Annotated in this window: 18 protein-coding genes and 1 tRNA gene; 10 read left to right on the top strand and 9 right to left on the bottom strand. The window is 42.0% G+C overall.

The features are described from left to right. Positions 1-32 precede the first annotated feature (32 nt). Positions 33-1,379, bottom strand: a complete 1,347-nt coding sequence (locus tag BS333_RS14675) for a DASH family cryptochrome (RefSeq protein ID WP_227739129.1) — start codon at positions 1,377-1,379, stop codon at positions 33-35. A 260-nt stretch (positions 1,380-1,639) separates the two neighbouring features. On the opposite strand from BS333_RS14675, the gene BS333_RS14670 reads away from it, so the two are divergent. Next, positions 1,640-2,653 (top strand): GGDEF domain-containing protein, encoded by a 1,014-nt coding sequence (locus BS333_RS14670; RefSeq protein ID WP_021711482.1) that lies wholly within the window; start codon positions 1,640-1,642, stop codon positions 2,651-2,653. A 50-nt stretch (positions 2,654-2,703) separates the two neighbouring features. On the opposite strand, the gene BS333_RS14665 is transcribed toward BS333_RS14670, so the two are convergent. Then, entirely contained in the window at positions 2,704-3,282 is a 579-nt protein-coding gene (locus BS333_RS14665) for an aldolase/citrate lyase/malate synthase family protein (protein ID WP_021711481.1), read from the bottom strand. 169 nt (positions 3,283-3,451) lie between these two features. On the opposite strand from BS333_RS14665, the gene BS333_RS14660 reads away from it, so the two are divergent. The 4 genes from BS333_RS14660 to BS333_RS14645 all read left to right on the top strand — a co-directional run bounded on the left by BS333_RS14660 (position 3,452) and on the right by BS333_RS14645 (position 6,885). After that, complete coding sequence (locus BS333_RS14660) at positions 3,452-4,966, top strand: DUF3612 domain-containing protein (RefSeq protein WP_021711480.1); 1,515 nt, start codon at positions 3,452-3,454, stop codon at positions 4,964-4,966. 345 nt (positions 4,967-5,311) lie between these two features. Beyond that, positions 5,312-5,917 (top strand): alpha-ketoglutarate-dependent dioxygenase AlkB family protein, encoded by a 606-nt coding sequence (locus BS333_RS14655; RefSeq protein WP_021711479.1) that lies wholly within the window; start codon positions 5,312-5,314, stop codon positions 5,915-5,917. A gap of 238 nt (positions 5,918-6,155) precedes the next feature. Further along, positions 6,156-6,239: transfer RNA gene (locus BS333_RS14650), tRNA-Leu, on the top strand. 31 nt (positions 6,240-6,270) lie between these two features. Further along, positions 6,271-6,885 (top strand): DUF2913 family protein, encoded by a 615-nt coding sequence (locus tag BS333_RS14645; protein WP_021711478.1) that lies wholly within the window; start codon positions 6,271-6,273, stop codon positions 6,883-6,885. A gap of 83 nt (positions 6,886-6,968) precedes the next feature. Here BS333_RS14645 and BS333_RS14640 read toward each other — a convergent pair whose 3' ends face one another. Next, positions 6,969-8,213 (bottom strand): NADH:ubiquinone reductase (Na(+)-transporting) subunit B, encoded by a 1,245-nt coding sequence (locus BS333_RS14640; RefSeq protein ID WP_021711477.1) that lies wholly within the window; start codon positions 8,211-8,213, stop codon positions 6,969-6,971. 205 nt (positions 8,214-8,418) lie between these two features. Further along, positions 8,419-8,724, bottom strand: a complete 306-nt coding sequence (locus BS333_RS14635) for an HU family DNA-binding protein (protein WP_255209442.1) — start codon at positions 8,722-8,724, stop codon at positions 8,419-8,421. Positions 8,725-9,084: 360 nt separating this feature from the next. Between BS333_RS14635 and BS333_RS14630 the strand changes: the two genes are divergently transcribed. Next, the gene (locus tag BS333_RS14630) at positions 9,085-9,540 is read left to right on the top strand and encodes an acyl-CoA thioesterase (protein ID WP_021711475.1); all 456 of its coding nucleotides are present in this window, start codon (positions 9,085-9,087) and stop codon (positions 9,538-9,540) included. Between the two features lie 61 nt (positions 9,541-9,601). Here BS333_RS14630 and BS333_RS14625 read toward each other — a convergent pair whose 3' ends face one another. Both BS333_RS14625 and BS333_RS14620 read right to left on the bottom strand, forming a co-directional pair. Further along, positions 9,602-10,090 carry a GNAT family N-acetyltransferase gene (locus BS333_RS14625; RefSeq protein WP_021711474.1) on the bottom strand — a complete coding sequence of 163 codons (489 nt, stop codon included), beginning with the start codon at positions 10,088-10,090 and terminating at the stop codon, positions 9,602-9,604. 51 nt (positions 10,091-10,141) lie between these two features. Next, positions 10,142-11,002: a patatin-like phospholipase family protein gene (locus BS333_RS14620; protein WP_021711473.1), complete on the bottom strand. Its 861-nt coding sequence runs from the start codon at positions 11,000-11,002 to the stop codon at positions 10,142-10,144. Positions 11,003-11,811: 809 nt separating this feature from the next. Between BS333_RS14620 and BS333_RS14615 the strand changes: the two genes are divergently transcribed. The 4 genes from BS333_RS14615 (at position 11,812) to BS333_RS14595 (ending at position 17,583) form a co-directional block, all read left to right on the top strand. Beyond that, complete coding sequence (locus BS333_RS14615) at positions 11,812-12,933, top strand: polysaccharide export protein (protein WP_021711472.1); 1,122 nt, start codon at positions 11,812-11,814, stop codon at positions 12,931-12,933. A gap of 134 nt (positions 12,934-13,067) precedes the next feature. Further along, positions 13,068-13,508, top strand: coding sequence for an arsenate reductase/protein-tyrosine-phosphatase family protein (locus BS333_RS14610; RefSeq protein ID WP_021711471.1), 441 nt, complete (start codon positions 13,068-13,070; stop codon positions 13,506-13,508). A gap of 25 nt (positions 13,509-13,533) precedes the next feature. Then, positions 13,534-15,684 (top strand): polysaccharide biosynthesis tyrosine autokinase, encoded by a 2,151-nt coding sequence (locus tag BS333_RS14605; protein WP_033004433.1) that lies wholly within the window; start codon positions 13,534-13,536, stop codon positions 15,682-15,684. A gap of 600 nt (positions 15,685-16,284) precedes the next feature. Beyond that, positions 16,285-17,583 carry a dicarboxylate/amino acid:cation symporter gene (locus BS333_RS14595; RefSeq protein WP_021708373.1) on the top strand — a complete coding sequence of 433 codons (1,299 nt, stop codon included), beginning with the start codon at positions 16,285-16,287 and terminating at the stop codon, positions 17,581-17,583. Between the two features lie 73 nt (positions 17,584-17,656). On the opposite strand, the gene glgB is transcribed toward BS333_RS14595, so the two are convergent. The 3 genes from glgB to BS333_RS14580 form a co-directional block, all read right to left on the bottom strand. Further along, positions 17,657-19,846: a 1,4-alpha-glucan branching protein GlgB gene (gene glgB / locus BS333_RS14590; protein WP_021708372.1), complete on the bottom strand. Its 2,190-nt coding sequence runs from the start codon at positions 19,844-19,846 to the stop codon at positions 17,657-17,659. A 261-nt stretch (positions 19,847-20,107) separates the two neighbouring features. Continuing rightward, entirely contained in the window at positions 20,108-22,291 is a 2,184-nt protein-coding gene (gene malQ, locus BS333_RS14585; protein ID WP_021708371.1) for a 4-alpha-glucanotransferase, read from the bottom strand. Next, entirely contained in the window at positions 22,288-24,741 is a 2,454-nt protein-coding gene (locus BS333_RS14580) for a glycogen/starch/alpha-glucan phosphorylase (RefSeq protein WP_021708370.1), read from the bottom strand. The genes malQ and BS333_RS14580 overlap by 4 nt, the downstream gene beginning before the upstream one ends. Positions 24,742-24,763 lie beyond the last annotated feature (22 nt).

The raw sequence follows: 24,763 nt of genomic DNA, 5'->3' as shown, positions 1-24,763 counted from the left end.
GGCAAAGCTTCCCCCTCTTACTTGGGGCAATATTAGTGATTGTTGGGAGGACTGATTGGCCAATCGACCATATCAACATGGTCAAGTACTGCGGTCTCACAGTGACCGCGCCACTTTTTAATGAAATCGCCATTAGGGTCGTATATCTCAGTTTGCTTAATAAGATCAAACTGCCTTGATCCTCTTGGGTCGGCACCCACTCCAGCTAAGTACTGCCAATTCCCCCAGTTAGAAGCAACATCGTAATCGATCAATTGTGACTCGAAGTAAGCCGCACCATAACGCCAATCTAAGCCGAGTTCATGAATCAAACAACTTGCAACGAGCTGTCTACCGCGGTTAGACAGGTAGCCTGTTTGATTCAATTGATGCATACAAGCATTGACAATCGGGAAGGGAGTTTCACCTTTTTTCCACTGTTGGAAGCGATGAGCATAAAAGCTAGTTAATGGCACACGCTCGCTGATGCCACTGAAAACAAACAACCGAGATCCGTATCGACGTGCATACCAATAGAAATATTCACGCCAAAGTAGTTCGAAATATATCCAGTAAGTTGACTCATTCTCTCCATGGTTGGCTTCGTATTCTTTTAACATGGCATAAATCGTTCTTGCTGAAATACAACCATTAGCGAGCCAAGGGGAAAATTTGGTTGAGTCTTCAAAGCCATCGAGGGCGTTACGAGTATGCTTATATTGACTTGCTCGTCCAGAGGAAAAATAGCGAACGCAATGTGCTATGGCTGACAGCTCACCACCGTGAAACTGTTCAATCTTTTGCTGAATACTTGTTTCTTCGATAGAGACAAAATCATTGTCGTGACTCCAAGCGCTAGGCATCGGGGGAAGCCTATTAAGTTGGGGAATTGGTGGAAGTATGTCGAGTGACTCAACCTTTTTTCTAAATTTTGTAAAAGATTGCGGCAAGTTTTCTAGCGAAAAAGGCAGTTGGTTCTGACAAAAAAGATGCCCTGTCTCTTGTTGATGGATCGAAAGATGCGGAAAATCATGTCTTAGGTTTTCAATGATGCACTGCTCGGTCGTTCCGGCAAACGTATCAGAATATAAGTGCGTAATGACTCCCTGTGATAAGGCTCGTTTGAACGCAATGTAAGGAGATTCCGTCGTTACGAATAACTGCTGTTTCAGGTTACCTAATTGCTGTTTAAAACTAAAAAGAGACTGCTTAACAAAACTTAACCTCGAATCACTCAAGCCTTTCTCTTGGCTATAGTGCTGATGAAACTGAGTCACTTGTGGCAAACAATACAAACAGATTAGCTCATCCACCTCCTGAGATGCTTTAAACAACAAGGGTTGATCGCTGAGCCTCAGATCATTGGTAAACCAATACAAGCCTATTTTTTTCTTTGGCAATGGTCTCATTCCTTTTTCGAATTTAACACTATTCTACGCCAAGCTGAAATAGCACGATCACAAATTAAGCATCTGAGCTAACTTGGGTATACAGGAATGAAGTGCTTTGATGATGAAATAGTTTGATAATAAAATGTTTACGCTCAAACTTTGCGCGTCAATGCTGCAAAATAAAAATAAAAATGACAAAAATTAGAGCGATAGCCATTTTTATCCGTTACTCTCTAACGCCAAGCTAATTGGTCGGTAACTTTTCAGAAATGAATAACGAATTTAAGAAGGCAACCGCAAACCTCAAAAAAGCGGTACCATTAATGATTAAAAACCGAGTCGCAGCGACTCCCGCTAACTACGCACTGTGGTACACTTATGTGGATAACGCGATCCCAGAGCTTAACTGTGCTTTAGAGCAAGCCCTTGAACACTACGATATCTGCCCTCCTGTACTGAATAATCAGCTCTACCAAAACTATATTGCGACGAAAAACGAGACCAGTTTAGAAGAGCTAAAAACCAATATTGAGGTGCTACTTGGTGAAATTGGCCATTCCATGACCGACACACTTGCTGACACTTCCTCTTTCTCCGAAACAATTAACCGCAGCTTTAAGAAACTCGAAGCGGCAGAAAGCAATTGCCTCAGCTTTGAGGAAGTCATGGAATTGATACGCCAACTGGTCATCGATTCACAAGACATTCGTCATTCAACTCAAGACCTAAGTCAACAGCTTACCACTGCGAGTACTGAGATATCACGCTTAAAGAATCAGCTTGCAGAAGTACAAAAAGATGCTTTGTTGGATGCTTTATCAGGTTTAAACAACCGCCGTGCATTTGATAATGACTTGCAAATATTGACCAATGGAGGTCAAACTATGTCATTGATATTACTAGATATAGACCATTTCAAATCATTAAATGATGATTACGGTCACGTATTCGGTGATACGGTGATAAAAACCATCGGCCGCAAACTAAAGCAGTATTGTCGTGATGGAGTAAACGTATACCGTTTTGGTGGAGAGGAATTTGCTATTATTATTCCCAATCGGTCATTGCTGGTTAGCCGGCAATTTGCCGAAAATTTGAGACAAATGATAGAAAAAATGGGCATAAGAGATAAACGTAATGGGACCCTCGTACAGAATATCACTGCCTCTTTCGGCGTCGCCCAATTTTCCCAAAATGAAAGTGCAGAAGCTTTCATCAATAAAGCCGATACACAACTTTATGAAGCGAAGCAGCTCGGCCGTAACCGAGTGATGCCGGCTTAAACCCAGTTTATCATTGAAACTGGGTTTCTGACGAGTCAATGAACAATAATTCAGTCAATACAATAGCAGTAGCCTAAGCAGTAATCTTCACCGCTTTTTGCTGTATATTCTTTATCTTCACTGCATGCTTGAGATTTACCTTGCTTGCTGCATTTAATCAAGCTCACCCAATGACGCATAACGACAGGCGAAACATCACTTAGGGTCGCACCAAATGTTGTGCATGTTTCAAGATGAATATCGTCAATATCCATCAGCTCAACACAGCCTGTTCCTTTATGACACCCGAAGATCACTTCAACATGACTCCCAGATTCGTCTTTGAACAAAACGGACTTCGGATCTGACTTTTCACCAGTGTAAGCAACAAAGTGCTTTGGGCATTTTAAACCACTGTGTGTGCCATCTTTGAAGTACGCCATAACGTGATGATAATCAACTACATAACTTGAAACTTCTTGATGAGTCCCCTGTTCTAAAGGAAATATACGGTCAAGCAAGAGCTTAGCTTTTCTCTGCTTTTCTAGGGGCTGCTCTGCACTGACCGCTTCGACAGCAAATACGGCTTCAGCGATAAATGGCGGGCTTTGTTGTGTATTTTTTTGTTTATCGAAGTTCAGCATATTCATTGTCTTATCCTCATACTAACGCTTTGTTAAGAGACTTCTTACAAGCTTTATTGGGAGTTTCAGGCAAACTTGTGAAGCTAAAAGACTCTTTTTTGTTTACTTAATATGAAGACTAGTCAATTTTTGACTACAATTTCACAACTAAAATTTTACAATGTGAATTTTACAAATGCCCATATCAAAAAGTCTTATCCGCCAATCTCATTTTTTAGGGACAAAAATTCGTAACCTAAGAAAGAATAATCATTTAACCATGGAGGATCTTTCTGCAAGGTGTGTACGTGTGAATGCTGAATATGCACCATCCGTATCCTATCTCTCAATGATCGAGCGTGGTAAAAGGGTCCCTAGCTTTGATATGTTGGCAGTCATCGCCGAAGTTTTCCAAAAAGATCCCACTTGGTTTTTAGATGATGAACCAGAATTAGACGCGATTACGCCTAACAAAGGTAATCGTGGTGGCATTAGAGGAATGGCACTCGAGCCCAGCTTTTTATTTTCCAACGATATCTTACAAATTGCGATTCCTGAAATGCTCTCTCAAGCAGGAATTACTGGTCGTCAATTTGCTCATCTACTTATTCGAGCTCATCAGGAAAATCATCAAAATCACTTCCCAGATCTCGAGCGAGCGGCTGAAGAAATTGGCCTAAAACAATTGAACCTTTCTGTTGAAGACTTAATTGATACAGCTAAACGCTTAGGGCTCACAATACGATGGATAGAGCGAGCGCCTGAAGACGTTGTTGATGAACTTGGTGTAAGTGCAAAGCAAGTCGTGACGTCTTTTATGGAGCCACCGGGAACGATTTATCTCAACAAGCGAATGCGTGATTATCCGACTCGGTTAAAATATGATTTGGCTGTTTATATTGGCCATCGGATTCTTCACAGTCATGATGCAATGAATAGCCTGCTCTCAATCGGCCATCAAAATAATTGGGAGCAAGATGGCGCTCTTATTTCAAACTCGGAATTAAATTCACAGGATATCCTCCAAGCTTGGCGCGATTTTGAGTCCAGTTTTTTCGCTGGAGCACTGCTATGCCCTAAAGTTCCTTTCCGCCAATTGCTTGACCGTTCCGGTTATGAAATTAGCGTTCATCAAAAAGCGGGCGTCTCTCCTTCTGTTGCCATGCGCCGCATGACCGTTGTTTCCCCTTACCCACACTGGCATTATTTTGATGCCTACGGGCCAGGAAAACTAAAAGCGGTGTATCGTGGAAATGGTATACCGCTGCCTTGGGGAAATATGCGTAAGGTCAATGACCCTTGCCAGCATTGGGCAGTCTTTCGTCGCTTAGCAAAACCTTTGGCAGATAGCTCTGCTCAAATATCGATTCTCAATGTGGGTAAGGAACCAAGAATCTATTGCTGTGAATCGATTAACGTCCAAGATCCTGCAGGAAATAATCGTGTTCTGTGTGCAGGAATCGATCTTAATCCCGCAATCGCCGCTCAAGGTGGAGACGCAGCTGCGATTGCTGAAGAACTCAAAGCGCTATGCATATCCACGGGCAGCGCCAACATACCGCCACACATTAAAAAAGATCTCACAACAATTGCAAAAATTCTGAACATCAATTGGATTGAACGAGGGATCCAAAGCCAAGCAAGGTTGATTTGTTCGAGAGGTGCGGTGTGTCCAAGACAACCAAGTTGCTATGAAAAATGCGGTGATTAAGTGTTAATTTGTAAAAGCGTAAAAAAAACGCCAAACACAATAAGGTGATTGGCGGTATATAAGTGTGAACAATTAACATTCACTAACAACGTCAGTTGGCTAGGTGACCCTCGGCTTAAGAAGGGTCACTTATTATAAAGCATGATGTGTGCCAACTTTTACACCCTCCATTTGGTGTTATTTTGATGTATATCGATTAATTACCACTCAACTTAATTGCATTATGCAATTTCAAAATGCAATTTGAATTTTAATATGCCACTTGACTCTGTTTTATCAATGCATTCATCGACAGTGAGCTTTATACTATAGCCAAGTAACCTATCAAAACGAGGAGGAACGCACATGCAGAATGAGTTATTTCCAAGTTCTAACTGGGTAGACATTAAGCAAGGTCAGATCTATTTTGACCCTCACTTTTTATCTTCTTCACAAGCAACTCAATACTTCTCAACATTGAGAGCAGATTTGCCGTGGCGGCAGGAGACAATAACTCTCTTTGGACGAAATGTACTTCAGCCTCGCTTACAGTCATGGCATGGTAATAAGACTTATACTTATTCTGGCCTTACTCTATGCCCCCAACCTTTGAATCAAGAGTTACAAGTTCTAAAGGCAAAATGTGAAGCAGTTGCACATGTTTCCTTTAACTCAGTACTCGCTAACCTTTATCGTAATGGTCAAGATTCTATGGGTTGGCATCAAGATAACGAGCCTGAGTTAGGAATGAACCCAGTCATCGCTTCAGTAAACCTAGGAGAAAGTCGCCGTTTCCTACTGAGAAATTTACATTGTAAAACCCAGATAGAATATACACTTAGCCATGGCTCCTTACTTATCATGGCTGGTGAATTGCAGCATCATTGGCAACACAGTGTACCTAAAACAGCAAAACACAAAGATGAACGTATTAACTTAACATTTCGCAACATTAAATCTGTTAATGATTGAACATCGCGGTTGTGAGAACGCGAAAGGGAATTAAGTTAATCAATGTAACGCATACAACCATAGTCAACGTGATGTACAACAACGCCACCCTGAGTCATAAACAGGCAAATTGAACAATAAATCCTCAAGAAAAACCTATAGCTCAAAAAAAATTAGTTTTATACTCGCCAATTCATAGACTTTCGATATACAATCTCTACCACTCTAATAGAGCTGCTGTTGAATAAAACAGTGTGATGCCGAGATGGTGAAATTGGTAGACACGCTAGCATGAGGTGCTAGTGCCTTTGGTGTGAGGGTTCGAGTCCCTCTCTCGGCACCATCCCCCTTTTTGAAAAGAAACTTCGACTCAAATGCACAGTTCAAAACAGGCAAGACTGACCACGGAAGCTAATCGACTCCTTAGTGAAACTGCATTGCACGCTTTACTGCACCTGTATTTCAAGCTTGAAAATTCTTCCCGCTCTTTTCCATTGGCAGAGCGTAACGAACTGCTGCAAAAATGGCTTAAACCGAAGCAAAAAAGCCCTCGATATAAACTGATCAAAAAGCAATTAAAGGCTCTCACCCAACAAGCTAAAAACAACTCTGACAGCTTAGAAAAGCTGCTCAGCCGTTGTATTAACTCGCCACAAGAGGGGGGATTTCACCAGCCTCATCTCGATAGCTACCTATTGTTAATTAATGAGATTGAAAAGAAGCTGGGTACAACTGTCTTACTTTCACGCCCAGAAGACGTGGATTTATCCCACGATCAACATGGATGCCTACTATGCGTTCTTTCAAATGACTTAAACCAGCACTTCGATAATAGCAACACTCTTACCAACCCTATTTCTATGCTTTTCCGTGGCCCAATGAGTCAACGCTCGCTATTTTTAGGCAGTATTTACGCCAACAACACATTTGCCTATGAAGTCCAGTATCAGGACGAACAATTCGTAAGAATTACCCTTAACCTCGCCTAGTTACCGTCAAGTTAGCACATAAGCTCACGAACGACTCCATTACTGCCATATACCTAGGTAAATCCCAAGATGCTGAGCATAAGTTACTTGGATATAAGTCGGCTTTGTCTGCGCTTAATATTTCGCTCTTTCACTAAATAATCAAACAAAGGAGCGAATAGATTTGCAAACAAAATAGCCAACATGATCCCTTCAGGATAAGCAGGATTAAGAACACGAATCAGTATTGTCATCACACCGATGAGAAGCCCATACATCCACTTACCCCGGTTTGTGAATGCTGCAGAAACAGGATCTGTCGCCATAAAAAAGGTCCCAAATGCAACGCCACCTAATACAAAGTGCCAGTAGAATGGCATTGAGAACATCCAATTTGTGGACGATCCCAGTGTGTTGAACATGAGTGAAGTAACAACTAACCCCGTGAGTACACCTGCGACAATTCGCCATGAGGCAATCTTCATAAATAATAACGTCATACCAGACAAAAGGATGATTATCGTTGAGACTTCTCCCATCGATCCCGGTATTCGGCCTAAAAATGCATTTAACCAATTCATCTGAAGACCCGTCATTGCCTGAACAAGACCTTCTTGACCACCTGCGTACCAAAGACTTAGCGGTGTCGCCCCAGAATAACCATCAACCGCTACCCAGACAAGACCACCAGACATACTGGCAGGATAAGCGAAATATAAGAACGCTCTTCCCGCAAGAGCGGGGTTAAGAAAGTTGCGACCAGTACCACCAAAGACTTCTTTAGCGACAACGACACCAAACGTGATACCCAAAGCCGCTTGCCACAATGGGATAGTTGGAGGAAGTGTTAAAGAGAATAAGATTGAGCTGACAAAAAAGCCTTCATTAATTTCGTGCTTACGCACAATAGCGAAAAGCACTTCCCAGAAACCACCAACGACAAATACCGTCAAATAAACCGGAAGGAAATAAGTTGCCCCAAGTAAAGTTTTTCCCAGCCAGCCTGATTCAGCAATCTTGTCCAAAGAGCCCCAAACCAGATTGAGTTGCCAAGTTTCTTTAATAACTTGCTGAGCAGAATTTGAATCAAGCCCGAACAAAAGAACATTACTAGACTGTAGGCCTATATTGTACATACCCCAAAACATCGTCGGCAATGCCGCAAGCCAAACCACAATCATGATGCGCTTTAAGTCGATGCTATCTCGCACATGAGTTACACCTTTATTCACCCGGCCTGGTGTGTAGAATAATGTTTCAACCGCTTCAAAGAGAGGATAAAACACATGGTAGCGACCACCAGATGAAAATTTGGGGGCGTGTTTTTCAAAATAGTGTTTCAGACTCATAAGCATTCCTCCCTATTGAATGTTACGAGAACAATCAGAAAGAGATCGCTTTTTAATTATTTTGAGGTATTCATTACTTTGAGGTATTAGTGGCTTTGAGCAAGAACAGCTAAGAGGTGGCAAACAAGTTTATGTTGTACAAAAAAGAAACCGAGGAAGGGAAGCCATCAGTAAGATGGCTCACCATGATTCAACCCAAAACGTTTTAAGCATTACATGCTTCTTTAAGTGCTTTACCCGCTTTAAAAGCCGGTACCTTTGCCGCCGCAATTTGAATGTCTTCCCCTGTTCGTGGATTACGACCAGTGCGGGCTGCTCGCTCATTCACTTTAAACGTACCAAAACCAATCAGTGAGACGTCATCCCCATTTGATAACGCTTGTGTTACTCCTTCAGTAACAGCACCCAATGCAGCTTCAGCTTTAGCTTTTGAAATATCGGCTGTTTTCGCAATGTACTCAACTAATTGTGCTTTATTCATAAGTGCTTCCTTATTAAACCTAAATGAAATAGTGGCGTACCGCCCTAACAAGCATGTGCGAAGGTAAGCTGAAGGTCAAACTTATTGATAAAAAAATAGAAAAAACTTATACCTGAGCTTTATACCCAGTCGCCTTTCATGATTACAATTTCTCGAGGCACTTGGTTCAGGGTGTTATCTTTATCGCAAAACCAAAGCACACAAATATGCTACATTTCCACAACAAAAAAACAAAGACAACCTGAGAATCATTTTATCCAGATGATTGCATGCTACTTGATTTAGGGTGACTATACCCAAGTGTCCTCAAGATGCTTGATTCAGAGCGAGGTCACTGAGTCGAGTTGAAGCCATTGGTTGTAAAAGACTAAAAATTGAAGGAATACGAACGTGGATACATTTTTTAAAACGTTTCCCCTCATCACCGAAATACAGGTAGCGTGGGGAGATATGGATGCTTTAAAACACGTAAACAACGTGGTTTATTTTCGCTATTTTGAGATTGCGCGTTTAGAGTACTTTCGAGCAGTAACCCTTGAATTTGATTTACAAGCTTGTCATATCGGCCCGATTATTAAAGACACTCAATGCAATTACAAACTACCCGTCACTTTTCCTGACACTCTTTGTGTAGGCTCACGCACCATAGATCTCCAAGCTGATCGATTTACGATGGAGTATCAGATCTTCAGCAAAAAGCTTGGCAAAATTGTTACAACAGGAACAGCAACTATTGTGATCTTTGATTTCGAAAATCATTGTAAAACATCAATGCCTGCAGCGATTAAAAATGCAATACTGAAGCTTGAGGACTCGGCTCAACGGTCACCATTAGTGAGAGAGTAACAAAAAAGAATTTATACCCAAGTGACCTCAAGATACTTGGGTGTAGGTAATTATGAGCGGCTTATACGAAGCCACGTTTTGTCATACTTTTCACTGTTACTCTGTATCCCATCTTACGATAAAACTCTTCGCCTTTTTGATTAAATGATGCGACTGTTAAGCCGATTTCATCGATATCATGATGGTTGAGGTCGCTCTCAATTCTATCCATCAAAGCTAAAGCGACACCGGAATCTCGGTACTCTTCAGCCACGACCAATTCATTAATAAAACCGACTCTCTTTTCTGGCGATGTTAACGTTGCTGTATGACGAATGGTCCCAGAAACAAAGCCAACAACCTTACGATGTGAACATGCAATAAAAGCAATGATACTGCCATCAAAATATCGTTCGAAGATTTGCTGTTGCTGCCTAATATCAGCCATTTCTTGTGGAGAACGGTAGGACAGAGGATCTGCTTGATAATGGGAAGCATCTAACTCGGCTAACAGCCCCTCCAATAAAGGGGTATCTTCTTGTCTTAATCTTCTAATATGGAAACTTTGCATACCTTCTCCTTTAGTCGCTCGCTCCTTAACTCTCATTTACTGAGTCAGCACTTATGAATCGTATACTAACTCCATGTTGAAATGGCATAAGCGTTCAACATGATCATGTCCCGCATCTAACCCCATTTGGTAACCGTCTAAAAGTACAGATTGCCTCATCGAAAGACGCTGAACTTGGAAAGCACTTGGAGGAGCAATCACACGAATATGAACCCCTTTCGGAGGATTACGAATAAACGCCAAAGACTCATTATAGTTATCAGCTCGGTGCAACATGGCCTCTGCCATTTGCGGATGTTCTGCGAATAGCTTTTTCATCAGCCAAGGCGTTTTAACTGGTTTTTTTTCGTAATCAATACAGTGCGATAGGATCACCGTAATATCCTTCGCCCCCCTTCGGTAGGCTTCTCGAACCGGTATTGAGTCAGCCACGCCACCATCGGTATAGGACGAGCCTGACATATTTGGAGTATGTCGATAAGCAATAGGTATCGCTGTAGTAGCTTCCATCGTATGCGAGAAATTTTTTTGGTTGACGCGGTAGTAATCGGCTCTCCCTGTATCAACATTCGTCGCAGCGGCCAAAAAAGGAATGCCACTAAAAAGCTTCTCTTCATCGATCGGGTATAAACGATTAGACTCCTCAAAAAGCCATTTTACATCTATCAAGTCCCCCCCTTTTAAAAACCGGGTTGGATTGAAGAAACGCTTACTCGTTGCGAGTTTAGTAATAACGTTGATGCTTCGGTAAGGTGAATCTGTTAAATAGCCAATCAACGTTGATGCTCCAGCCGATACACCAATCGCAAAATCAAATGGTTTGTAGTCATGTTCTAGAAAGGCATCTAAAACACCACTGGCAAAAACACCCCGCATTGCACCACCTTCAACAACAATTGCTTTTGTTGCCATGAATCCTCCATTACTTATCCAACAAACCCTACCAACTCCCAATTGACATTTATAACAATTTCAATAACCTATAAATGCTCCATTCATTTAGTATATCTGCAGATAGAAAACTTTCCGGTTTTTTCCGTTACTAAAACCTAATGCAACTTAAATAGAAAGTGGCTATGTACCCAAGTGACCTTAGATACTTGATTCAGATCGAGGTCACTGAGTCGAATTCAAGGAAGACCATGAAGCGGAATAGTATTCTATTCATTATTTTTGTAAGAAGAACCGCTGTCTGACGCAAGCAGTAACATCAGATGCGGCGTTCAGCGAGACGACATTTGGATACATCTTGAGGTAACTTGAGCACAAGCCCTGATGGCAAAGCCTGATAACAAATGATAAAAGCCGATATTTATGAAAAAATTCACTTTATGCGCATATCAAACCCCACAACATTCAAAGACTCCTATACAGCTCAAACAATATGTTGCCTCATCAATTCTTTAATCCCATTTTCTTTGGGGTAAAGGTCACATTTCAATGTATTTTTATTTCAGAATAATCGTACACTCAGTGGGTGAAAAGAGCTAAATTCGAAAAAAAAGCACTCAATAGAAAATAATTTAATCAAAAAACAAACATCTAATGTGTAAAAAAAAACAAATCATAAAAGTAACATTAAATAATGAAAAAATAATACATTGAATAAAGTATTGGTTCATTTTATAGTTCGCTCATTAGAACTTAATTATCTTAAGACTCCCTTACCAGAAAGAACAACCTAAAAACTTAACCCTAACTGTCATTCCTGTTGATAAAAAATGAATTTTCAATCCATGAAACTTATTTATATAGTATTTACTCTTACTTTTTTGACTGGATGTTCTCTTTCAGGAAATCATCTTTCTCTGTCAGGTAAACACCTAAACCAAGAAGAAGAATATATTAAAAATGTTAAATTTAATGTATATCCCTTAACACTAAATAGAATATCCGAATTAAAAAGCCAACCCATTAGCGCAACAGCTAATTTGCAACTCGAGGACGAAATTGCAGCTTATGAATATCAAGTTGGGCCGGGAGATATTTTAAATATTACTATTTGGGATCACCCTGAGCTGACTATTCCCGCAGGTTCTTATCGCAGTTCTGCTGAAGCTGGAAACTGGGTTTATGCAGATGGTCATATTTTTTATCCTTACATAGGAATGGTCAAAGTTACAGGTAAAAATGTCCGTCAAATTCGCTCTGATATAGCTCAAAAACTTGAAAGGTATATTGAAAGCCCTCAAGTGGACGTCAGTGTCGCAGCTTTTCGTTCACAAAAGTCTTACATCACAGGGGAAGTCAATAAACCTGGGCAACAGGCCATTACCAATATTCCTTTAACTATATTGGATGCTGTGAATCTCGCAGGAGGTCTTTCACCAGACGCTGATTGGCGTAATGTCACCTTAACCAGAGGTGATAACGTTCAAACTGTTTCGCTCTATGCTTTGATGCAAAAAGGGGATCTGACTGAAAACAAACTATTAAAGCCTGGCGACATCGTACATATTCCTAGAAATGATGCTCAGAAAGTCTTTGTGATGGGTGAAGTCAATGACCCTAAATTATTAAAAATTGATCGTGCAGGAATGAGCCTTACCGAAGCGTTAAGCCATGTGGGGGGGATCAATCAAGTTTCAGCTGACGCAACTGGGGTATTTGTTATAAGACGCTCAAAAGAAAACAATATTACAGCTGACATTTTTCAACTCGATATTACTGATGCTGCAGCTTTAGTCATTGGTACTGAATTTGACTTAAATCCTTATGATATTGTCTATGTCACAGCCGCTCCAATCAGTCGTTGGAATAGGGTCATTCGTCAATTATTGCCCACAATTACAGGTTTTAACGAACTCACCGAAGGAGTATTACGTTTAAAAAATTGGCCATAGTCTCAGTACTTATTACCTAAGTAGCCATAAGATGCCGTGTTCAGCAAAACGACCTTTAGGAGCGCGTCAATTAGGTATCAAAAATCGTCATTAAAAAATAATAATAAAAATCAGTATTATCTAAGGAGCTCGTTATGTTCTCTAAAATCCTTATTGTTTGTGTAGGCAATATTTGTCGTTCACCAACTGGTGAAAGATTACTCCAGTCCCTCTTACCCAATAAAGAAGTGACCTCTGCCGGAATTGCAGTCGAGAAAAGCCGCCTCAAGGGTAAAGCAGCAAATGAAACTGCGCATTTAATTGCCGAAGAAAACGGCATATCGCTTGAAAAACACAAAGCGCAGCAACTGACTGCAGCGTTATGTGCAAGCCAAGATCTTATCCTTGTAATGGAACAAGGCCACATTGAAGCCCTTACAGATATTGCCCCAGAAGCAAGAGGCAAAACCATGTTATTTGGTCACTGGCTCGAGTCTACCGATATCCCAGATCCTTATGGACAAAGTAAAGAGGCCTTTGTGCATACTTTTTCTTTATTAAAGAATGCTGCAGATTCATGGGTAAGAAAATTATAGGTAACGAAAATAATAGTAAACAATGATGAATAATATAAAAAACTCCGCAGTGGATAACACGGATGACGAAATCGATTTAAGGCAACTTTTTAGTATCTTGCTTGATTCTAAATGGTTGATTATCTCATTTATTTTACTCTTCGCAGCACTTGGACTGGCTTTTGCGCAACTTTCATCACCAATATTTAAAGCAGATGCACTCATTCAGATTGAAAAGAAAAGTTCTGGAGGTATTTCTGCGATGGTTGGGGATATGGGAGAGCTTTTCTCCTCAGAAGCTTCCTGTGCAACTGAGATGGAGTTACTAAAATCACGCATGATACTCGGTGACACCGTCGATAAGTTTAACTTAACCACTATCGTTACCCCTTTGTATTTGCCTGTTATTGGCAAGGGAATCGCTCGCATCAACAACAGCCAACATTATCTAACATTAAGCAAGTTTGATGTACCGTCTCATGTCACAGGGCTAACTCATGAAATGATCATCACTGACTCTGAAAAAGGTCATTTCCAACTTTTGTTAAATGACAAGATCGTGTTATCAGGCCAACAAGGTAAATTAATCGAAAAAAATGGCTACAAGGTTCGAGTCAATGAACTGATCTCCAATAATGACGATCGATTCTCAATCAACAAAGTCTCTAAGCTTGACGCTATCAATACCTTAACTTCTAAGCTTTCGATTACCGAAAAAGGTGCTCAAACTGGTATTATCTCTTTAAGTATTGAAGGTGAGCAGCCTCAACTTAACCAAGCGATTCTGAACGATGTCGTGCAAAACTACTTTCTACAGAACGTAAGAAGGAATTCAGCGGAAGCAGAACAAAGCCTGACCTTTTTGACCAGTCATTTACCTAAGATTAAAGAGAAGTTAAACAGCTCAGAAGATCTCTTAAACCAGTTTAGACAACAAAATGAGTCGATAGACCTCAATCTAGAAGCCCAATCTACCTTAAAAGTCATGGTTGAACTTGAAGCACAGCTTAACCAGCTGACTTTTAAAGAAAGTGATATCAGCCAAAAGTTCACTCTGGATCACCCTGCTTATAAATCGCTGCTTGATAAAAGAAAAACGCTTCTACAAGAGAAACAGCGCTTGAATAAGCAAATTCAAAAGTTACCTAAGACACAACGCGAAATCCTCAGAATGACGCGTGATGTGGAAGTCAATCAACAAATTTACATCCAACTTCTCAACAAAGTCCAAGAGTTGACCATTATAAAAGCAGGCACTGTTGGTAATGTCCGTATCATAGACTCAGCTCAATCTTATGCTCTCCCTGTCAAACCTAAAAAGCCCTTGATTGTCGTCTTATCGACCTTATTAGGTGCTATGCTCTCCATTGCTTTTGTCTTGGTTAGGGCAGCATTTAAGCGCGGATTGCTTTCTCCTGAAGAGATAGAACAGAAGGGTATGACCGTTTATGCCAGTATTCCCAAGTCACTTCAGCAACTTGAGATTGCTAATCGTTTAAAACGCAAAACCCCATCAAACTCACCGTTGCTTGCCGAAGCCAATCCCGCCGATTTATCAATGGAAGCATTGCGTGGGTTACGAACTAGTCTGCATTTTGCCATGATGGAGGCGAAGAATAATGTCTTGATGATCTCAGGGCCTGCTCCATCAATTGGAAAGACCTTCGTTTCAACTAACTTTGCAGCGATAACAGCGAAGACAGGTCAAAAAGTCTTACTTATCGATGCAGATATGAGAAAGGGTTATTTACATCAATGCTTTAAATCAAAAAATGAACTGGGACTCTCCGATTTTTTAAGTGGTAAAGTGTGCTTTGAAGAGACGATTAAGCATAGCAATATTGACAACTTAGATATTATCACACGAGGTCAAACACCGCCGAACCCATCTGAGTTACTGATGCATCGACGGTTTACCGAGTTTGTTGAGCAAGCATCTTCTCGCTATGATCTTGTGATTATTGATACGCCACCGATTCTGGCAGTGACTGATCCGTGTATCGTTGGCTCACTTGCAGGCACAACACTCATGGTGGCTCGCTTTGAAAAAACCACAGCTAGGGAACTGGAGGCAGCCAAAAATCGCTTTGAACAATCAGGAATAGAGGTGAAAGGCATTATCTTCAATGCCATAGAGAAGAAAGCAGCCAGTGCCCATAGTTACGGATATTACAACTACGCTTATAAAAGCGACTGATGATTAAAGTTTGTTCTTTAGTATTATTTATACCCAAGTCCTTGAGGTCACTTGGGTATACGTCCGATTAGCCTCAAAATACCAAGGTCTATACCCAAGTAACCTCAAGATGCTGTGTTCAGCGAGATGACCTTAACTTTCAGGCGCGGCAACGATATCGAAGATATAGTCGTTCTACATTGAGAATCGTTAACAAAGCCTGAGAGTTAAGGCCACTCGCCCTTTGGGAGCGTGTCACTGAGCCGACTTCTTGCGTCAGACAACTTGGAAAGAGCCTGCTATTCCGCTTCGTTGTCTTCCTTGAATTCGACTCAGTGACCTCGCTCTGAATCAAGCATCTTGAGGTCACTTGGGTATATAACAAGCTGTTGTTGTTAATCGGACACATAATATCATTTACAAATACAAACAATTTGGTTAATAGTTTTTTTTAAAATTAAAACAAACACCACATTAATGATATAAAAGTTATTATTTGGTGACAAAGCTCACACCTATTGATAAGAAGATTAATTACTCTTTCTCGTTTTCACACTCCGCTGATACCCTGCATGCCGCCTTGAAGTGAACTCAATGTGCATAACTATAAGGAGTGTTCTCATGAATACCAAGAAACCGATGTCGCTTACCAGCCGAGTTATTATAGGCATGGTAGCGGGTATCTTGACAGGGTTTGCAATGCGTACTCTGTTTTCTGACAACGGATTTGTCGACGCATATATCGTTAATGGATTATTTGAAGTTGGTGGACAGATATTTGTCGCTAGCTTAAAGATGCTTGTTGTACCACTTATCTTTGTATCACTGGTTTGTGGGACCAGTTCTCTTAAAGATTTATCTACCCTAGGACGCATGGGGGGGAAAACCCTTGCTTTCTACATAACAACGACCGCCGTTGCGATTACGTTGGCGCTCACTATGGGAACCTTGTTCCAACCTGGAGCAGGCGCAGACCTTACCGCGGCCAGCTCATTTAAATCAGCCGAAGCGCCATCTTTAGGTCAAGTCATTATTAATATGTTCCCGACCAACCCTATCAGTGCAATGGCCGAAGGAAAAACATTACAAGTTATCGTCTTCGCTGTGCTGTTTGGTATTGCTATCAGTGCATCTGGCAAACCAGGGGAACGCATTGCGGCCTTTTTCTCAGACCTGAATGAAGTAATCATGAAATTGGTTGCTATCTTGATGAACCTCGCTCCATATGGCGTGTTCTTCTTGATGGCAAAACTCTTTACGGGGTTAGGGTTAAGTGCAATCTTTAACCTAGCGGAATACTTCCTAGTATTGGCAGGCACTTTGTTACTTCATGGACTGATCACTTACAGTGTAATGCTTAAAACCTTCACCGGGTTAAGTCCGATAACTTTCTTGAAAAAAATGAAAGATGCCGTGATGTTTGCATTTTCTACCGCATCCTCCAATGCCACCATCCCAGTCACCATGGAAACAGCAAAATATCGCATGGGCGTTGAAAACCGAGTTTCATCTTTCACTATCCCACTTGGTGCAACGATAAACATGGATGGCACGGCAATCATGCAAGGTGTCGCGACAGCCTTCATTGCTCAAGCTTTCAACATAGACCTAACAATGGGTGATTACTTAATGGTCATCTTAACGGCGACATTAGCATCAATTGGTACTGCCGGAGTCCCTGGTGTTGGGCTTATTATGCTTGCTATGGTTCTAAACCAAGTTGGTCTTCCACTGGAAGGAATCGGTTTAATTATGGGTGTTGACCGTCTTCTAGACATGATTCGTACTGCCGTCAATATCACGGGTGACAGTGCCGTAACCGTCATTGTTGCTAAATCTGAAGGTGCTTTGGACGAAAACTGCTTTAATAACCCAACTGCTGGAGTAGCAGAAGAAAAAGTCAGTCTTTCGAAAGCGTAAAATATTTATCGGTAAGATGTTTATCTTTAAATAGAATAAACAGCCCCTGAGCTTGCGTTCAGGGGCTGTTTTTTTAACGAGACTTGTTTAGTTTATAAAACAACGTCGATAACGGAGGGAGGCTTAATTGCAAAGATTGTGATAAAGATTGACTCTCTTTATTGTCAGTTTTTACTGTAGGGAACACCGAAAAACCACTGCCTGCGTATTCGCTATCATCAGTATTAAGCAGTAACTGATAAGAACCTTTAGTTGGGACACCTAAACGAAAATCTTCGTGTGGTACGGGGGTAAAGTTGGTGATGACTAAAATACGCTCGCCATCTTTACTGATCCGTTCATGTGCTAAGATGCTAGTGTTCGCCTCATCTTGAAGACGCCACTCAAACCCTGATGGTGCGCAGTCTTGATCATACAAAGCCACTTCACTGCGGTATAAATGATTCAAGTCTCTAACCAGCTTCTGAACACCTTGATGGCGTTCGAAATCGAGTAAAAACCACTGCAGCTGATCGTCGTGATTCCACTCCGCAGTTTGACCTAACTCTGCGCCCATAAAGTTTAATTTTTTACCTGGCTGCCCATACATGTAGCCGTAAAACGCCCTTAAATTAGCGGTTTTCTGCCATTCATCACCGGGCATTTTGTCATGGATCGCCCCCTTGCCGTAAACGACTTCATCATGAGATAAAGACAGAACATAGTTCTCGCTGTGTGCGTAGACCAGCGGGAATGTAATCGTATTATGGTGGTATTTACGATGAATCGGATCTTGCTTAATGTAGGAAAGGCTGTCATGCATCCAACCCATATTCCATTTAAAGCCGAAACCTAAGCCTCCAATGAAAGTTGGTGCAGATACGCCAGGAAATGCTGTGGACTCCTCTGCTATAGTCATAGCGTTCGGGAAGTGTTTATAAACCTCTTCATTCATCCATTTTAATGTGGCTATCGCATCATAATTTTCATTCCCACCATCCACGTTTGGAATCCATTGATCATGACTACGGGAGTAATCAAGGTAAAGCATGGAAGCAACAGCATCGACACGGATACCATCAATATGGAATTGTTCAAACCAATAAAGCGCATTGGAAACCAAAAAACGACGCACATGCTCGCGTCCAAGGTCATAAATATACGAATTCCAATCTTGATGCCAACCACGACGTGGGTCGGGATCATGGTAAAGAGGTGTACCATCGAAATTTGCTAACCCGTGATCATCAGATGGAAAATGAGCGGGAACCCAATCCAGCACGACTCCTAATCCAGCTTGATGACATGCATCGACAAAAAATTTGAAATCATCTGGGGAACCATAACGACTCGTTGGTGCAAAAAGGCCGACGGGTTGATACCCCCAAGAACCATAAAATGGGTGTTCTGAGACTGGCATCAATTCAACATGGGTGTACCCCATATCCACAAGATAAGGAACAAGCTTTTCAGCCAATTGACGATAATTTAAAAACTCACCATCCGTGTGACGCATCCATGATCCAGCATGAAGCTCATAAAAGGACAGGGCTTCATCACGCTTTTGAGTTACTGGTCGCTGCTGCCATTTGCTATCTTGCCACTGATAACGATTATGATCATAAGTTATTGAAGCAAATGAAGGGTATTGCTCTGAGAAAAATCCCCAAGGATCTTGCTTGTGTGGTAAGCCCTCTCCATTTGGTCCTTTAATTTCGAATTTATATTGAACACCTTCTTCTAAACCAGGAATAAACAACCCCCACATTCCATAGTCAAGACGCTGCATGGGGTGACGTCGCCCATCCCACTGGTTAAAGCAGCCAACCAAACTCATTGCAGAAGCGTGAGGCGCATAAACCAAAAATCGAATACCCGTGACATTCTTACCGCCGCGCTCAAGCGCAACAAACTGTGCACCCATATGACGATACATATGGATCGGGGTATGCAGGTGTTCATACTCTGGGTAAATATTGTGGTACTGATACGGGTCGTCCACCAGCTGCTCGACGCCATTCCAATCTACGGCAAGTTGATAATGGGTAAAGTGTAAGTCACCTTGTTCTTTTAGAATAAAACCACTTTCCCCTTCACGTTCCAAAGGCATCCGCGATTGGTCTGCAAGTAATAACTCGACCTTATCAGCACCTGGCATCCAAACACGTAATGAGCCTTCACTTTGATCAATGAATGGGCCAAGCGTTGCAAAAGGGTCAGCGTAAGACGCCTTTTCGAGTTGATCGTAAAAGTGTTGATATTTTTTCTTAGCCTTGGTTTTCAAATTTTTCTCCCTAGCGCATCTATCCCTGCTCTGAATGCAAAGTAAAGGGACTCGACATTCCACAGCCAGTTGTTGTGAAATCACAAAAACGCGACAAATAGCTCAAACCATGCAAAAAAGCCCGCAATGTACACGGGCCATTAACGGTACAACATACTACATCATTTGCGCCGATTTTATGAGTGGCATGATCAATACTTTAGACAATAATTGCTCTCTCGAGGCGACTCATTGAACTGGCAGCCGAAGATAACTCCCATTCTACGACGCCACCTGAGCTCTCACTTCCGTTAAGCGCTGTGCCAAGCTATTAACTTGTTCACGGCTAAAAATTTCGTCAAGATTGATAGATAACTTGCGTCGCCAGTTGGGGTATTCATCGACCGTACCTGGAATATTGACCGGTTTGTCCATTTCTAACCAATCTTCGAGCTGTACACTCAAAAACGCACTGTTTCCGGCTGCAAGGTGAAGTTGCAAAGCTTCTGCTAAGTGCCCATCCATTGGGACGTATTGTGCGTCGCGACCAACGCCTTCTGGTAAATAACCATGGCCAAAGACACTATCTAAAATACCTTGCTTACAGTTCAGGCGATCATCAAATAAACCATCGAGTTGTGGTTTATCTTGATATAAACCAATCTCTTGCCCAATTTTTAAATCATCACAATGCCAAAAGCCACGTAGGGTTGGCATATCATGGGTACACAGTGTAGCCATTGCTTGAGCTGCGTAGTGTTTTGGTGAAATGAACCCGCCGTCATGCTCCGAGGTTTCAAAAAAGAAGACCTTGTACGAATACACTCCAGCTTCTTGAAGAAGCGTGACGATTTCTTCGGGAACCGTTCCGAGATCTTCCCCAATAACCGAGCATTGCTGACGATGAGATTCCAAAGCAAGAATAGAAAGCATCTGCTTAACGGGATAATACAAATAAGCCCCTTCTGTTGCTTTTTGCCCTTTTGGAATCCACCACAAACGAAGTAAGCCAAGGATATGGTCAATCCGAAGCGCACCACAGTACTTCATATTGGCACGTAATAACTGAATGTAAGCCTCAAAGCCTGTTGACTCAAGCGCTTGAGGATTGAAAGGAGGTAACCCCCAATTCTGTCCCTGTGGTCCAAGAATATCTGGCGGCGCACCGATACTGGCACCTAACACTAAGTTGCATCCATGATCTACCCACGCTTCACTGCCAGAATCCGCAACACCAACAGCAAGATCACGATAAAGCCCAACTTGCATACCTTTTTCCGTCGCAAGTACTTGTGCTTCTCTGATTTGCTCATCTGCTATCCACTGTAAATACATATAAAGGTGGACTGTATCATGGTTTTCTTTAATGAACTTTTGCGTCGCTACTGCTTCAAACTTACGATATTTATCTGGGAAAACAGGCCAGCCCCAAACTTCTGAGTCTTTCGCTCTTAAACTGCTATGTAAGGCGTCAAACGTGGCATGACATAACAAACTTTCTCCACCTTGTTCAACAAAGTCTAAAAAGGCTTGAGCTCGGCTGGTGCTGTTATCCAAATGGCGCACCTTAAACTCTTGGTATAGCAAAGGCAGTACACTCATCTTTAGAGCAGAGACTTCAGAATAGTTCACCCAATGTGATTCTCGGACCGCTCGCAAGCGCTGTTGGAAATCTGTACTACCAACCTGCTGTTGTGCCGGTGTACTCAACACAAACTCTGGAACAGAACTCACATCGATATACATGATATTCAGCCAGCGACGAGAAGAAGGGCTATAAGGACTGGCACTCTCTGGGTTAGCTGGAAAAAGAGAATGAATTGGATTTAAACCAATAAAATCACCTCCTCTAGATCCGATATCGCTGACAAGCTGCTTCAAGTCACCAAAATCTCCTATTCCCCAATTATGTACCGAACGAAGGGTATAAAGCTGAATGCTAGGTCCCCAAAGTTTCTTGTCTTGCTCTAAAGCGGCTTGCTTAAAACAGGTTTGAGGGGTGATGATCAAAGACATCTCATAAGGCGCCTTCCGGCGTTTACGGAACAGCGTTAGCTTATGATATCCCCAAGGCAAAGATTGAGGTAAAGAGAAGACGAGCCCTCCTCCTTGTGCACGTTCATCCAGAATTATCTGAGACTGCAGATAACCTTCAAAACACTCCCCTTGCTCTGTATTCAAACGCCAACTGAAATCACTGTCTCGAGCACTCTTTCCTAGGTTTAATTCGATCTCGATAGGTTCATTATCTCGAAGCACTAGAACCGGCGCTAATACCTCTTTTTTCTGCTTTTTCTCCAATGACTTTAATAGTGTTTCTTCATTAGTAACATCATAACCTAATGATGAGAGCAGTGAGATTAACGTGGTGTGTGGAACACTCACCTCTTCCCCCCAAGCATTAACATAACGCTCAGATAATTGCGCACTCTCGGCTGCTTTTTGTAATACTGTCTGAGCTTTCATCGCTTCACTGCCTCTAGTTTCCAGATATGATTGACGTAATCTCTGATCGAACGATCAGAGGTAAATTTGCCCATCAAAGCCGTATTAAGGATCGCTTTCTTTGCCCATCCCGACTGATCTCTGTATTGCTTCTCCATATCTTCATGTGCCTCGATGTAAGAAGCAAAATCCGCCAGACATAAGTAAGGATCACCGCCATCGAGCAGACTGTCATAGGTCGCACGAAGCAGGCCAGGCTGACCTGGAGAAAACTCTTCACCAAGTAATAACTCCATAGAAGCTTTCAATAGTGGATCAGCATGATAATAATCAAACGGGTTATATCCTTTCGCTTTCAACGCTTTCACTTCTTCAACATTTAAGCCAAAGATGTAAATATTTTCCTCTCCCACTTCCTCACGGATCTCGACATTCGCCCCATCCATCGTACCAATGGTCAATGCCCCATTCAGTGCTAACTTCATGTTGCCCGTGCCCGAAGCCTCTTTACCAGCCAAGGAGATTTGTTGTGACACATCAGCAGCAGGGATAATGAGTTCCGCCATGCTGACTCGGTAATCCGGAGTAAACACCACTTTAAGTAAGCCACCAATTCGGGGATCATTATTGATTTTTTCTGCAATCTTGTTGATGGCAAAGATGATTTCTTTCGCAAGATGATAGCCAGGAGCGGCTTTCGCTGCGAAGAACACAACACGAGGTGTACACTCAAACTTAGGCTCATTGAGAATGCGATAATAAAGAGATAATACATGCAGTAAGTCAAGGTGCTGACGCTTGTATTCATGCAGACGTTTAATCTGTACATCGAAAATCGCATTCGAATCCAGCTCAATCCCCATATTATCTTTGACCCAATTCGCCAAACGAATTTTATTATTCTTCTTGACGGCCATGAACGCTTTCTGGAATGCCTCATCCGTAGCGAAATGTGCAATCGCTTCTAGTTGCTCTAGCTTTACAGGCCACTCGGAGCCTATTTTTTGAGTGATAAGTTGTGATAAACCTGGGTTACAGAACTTCAACCAACGACGCGGAGTGATGCCGTTAGTGACATTATGTAACCGAGTCGGGAACATTTGATGAAACTCAGGAAACAGATCTTTTTTGACCAAATCAGAGTGAAGGGCAGCCACACCATTAACCGCATAAGAGCCAATAACACACAAATTAGACATACGAACCATGCGATGAAAGCCGTCCTCTATAATAGACAGTTTCTGTTGCTTCGACACATCACCCGGCCACATCGATCTGACTTCTTGTAAAAAGCGATGATTGATTTCATAAATAATTTCCATATGACGTGGCAACAAATGCTGAATCAATGATTCTGGCCATGTCTCCAACGCCTCAGGCAATAAGGTATGGTTGGTATAGGCAAAGGTCTTAGAACTTATTGCCCATGCTTTCTCCCATTGCAGACCTTTTTCATCAATCAAAATTCGCATCAACTCCGGAATAGCAATCGATGGATGTGTATCATTGAGTTGAATCGTCTCTTGTTTGGGTAAGTCTTCTATTGCATAACCTAGCGCTTCGTGGCGACGTAAAATGTCGCGAATCGATGCAGCAGAATGGAAGTATTGCTGCATGAGACGAAGTGTTTTACCTTTTTGATGATTATCATTTGGATATAAAACTTTGGTAATGTTCCCCGCATCGATAAGAGCATGCTGCGCCTCAAAATAATCCCCGTTATTAAAGCTCTCCAATGAAAACGGGGCAATCGCTCGACATTCCCAAAGACGAAGAGGGTAAACCGTATCCGACTCATAGCCAACAATGGGTAGATCCCAAGGCATGGCTTTTACATTCATACTAGGCACCCATCTTCGGACCTGTTCTCCCTCATGGCTCACTGTTTCAACATGACCGTAGAATCCGATCTCTTGAGCCAGCTCAGGTCGTGCAACCTCCCACGGGTAACCTTCAATACCTCGCCAAGAGTCTGGTGCTTCTTGCTGCCTGCCTTGTTTAAAAGATTGTTTGAATAAGCCATATTCATAATGGAGCCCATAGCCAACCGTGGGAAACTCTTGTGCTGCACACGAATCCATATAGCAAGCCGCTAAACGACCTAAACCACCATTGCCTAACGAGGGGTCACGCTCTTCCTCGAGTAAATCAGAGATTGAGTGGCCTAATTCTTCCATTGCTTCTGCCACAGACTCATAGATACCCATGCTAATTAGGTTATTTCCCGTTAATCGTCCGATAAGAAATTCTAAAGAAAGATAGTTCACGCTTTTGGCTTGCTGAATTCTTGGGTCTGCCTCGGTTGCAAGTAAGTCACATGTTGTAAACTCCGCCAATGCACGCCCCATAGCGAGGTACCATGCTCTATTATCAGCACGAGCAGGAGTTTGAGCATAACTCACAGATAAATGCTTACGCACACTCGCTTGAAACGCTTCTTTATCAAATTTTTTTTGTTGAATTGGTTTCATAAAACAGTCCTTATTGTCCTTG

It is taken from the genome of Vibrio azureus, from assembly GCF_002849855.1.
Classification (GTDB): domain Bacteria; phylum Pseudomonadota; class Gammaproteobacteria; order Enterobacterales; family Vibrionaceae; genus Vibrio; species Vibrio azureus.
Note: the sequence above shows the minus strand (reverse complement) of the source record. Positions and strands in the feature narration are given on the sequence as shown.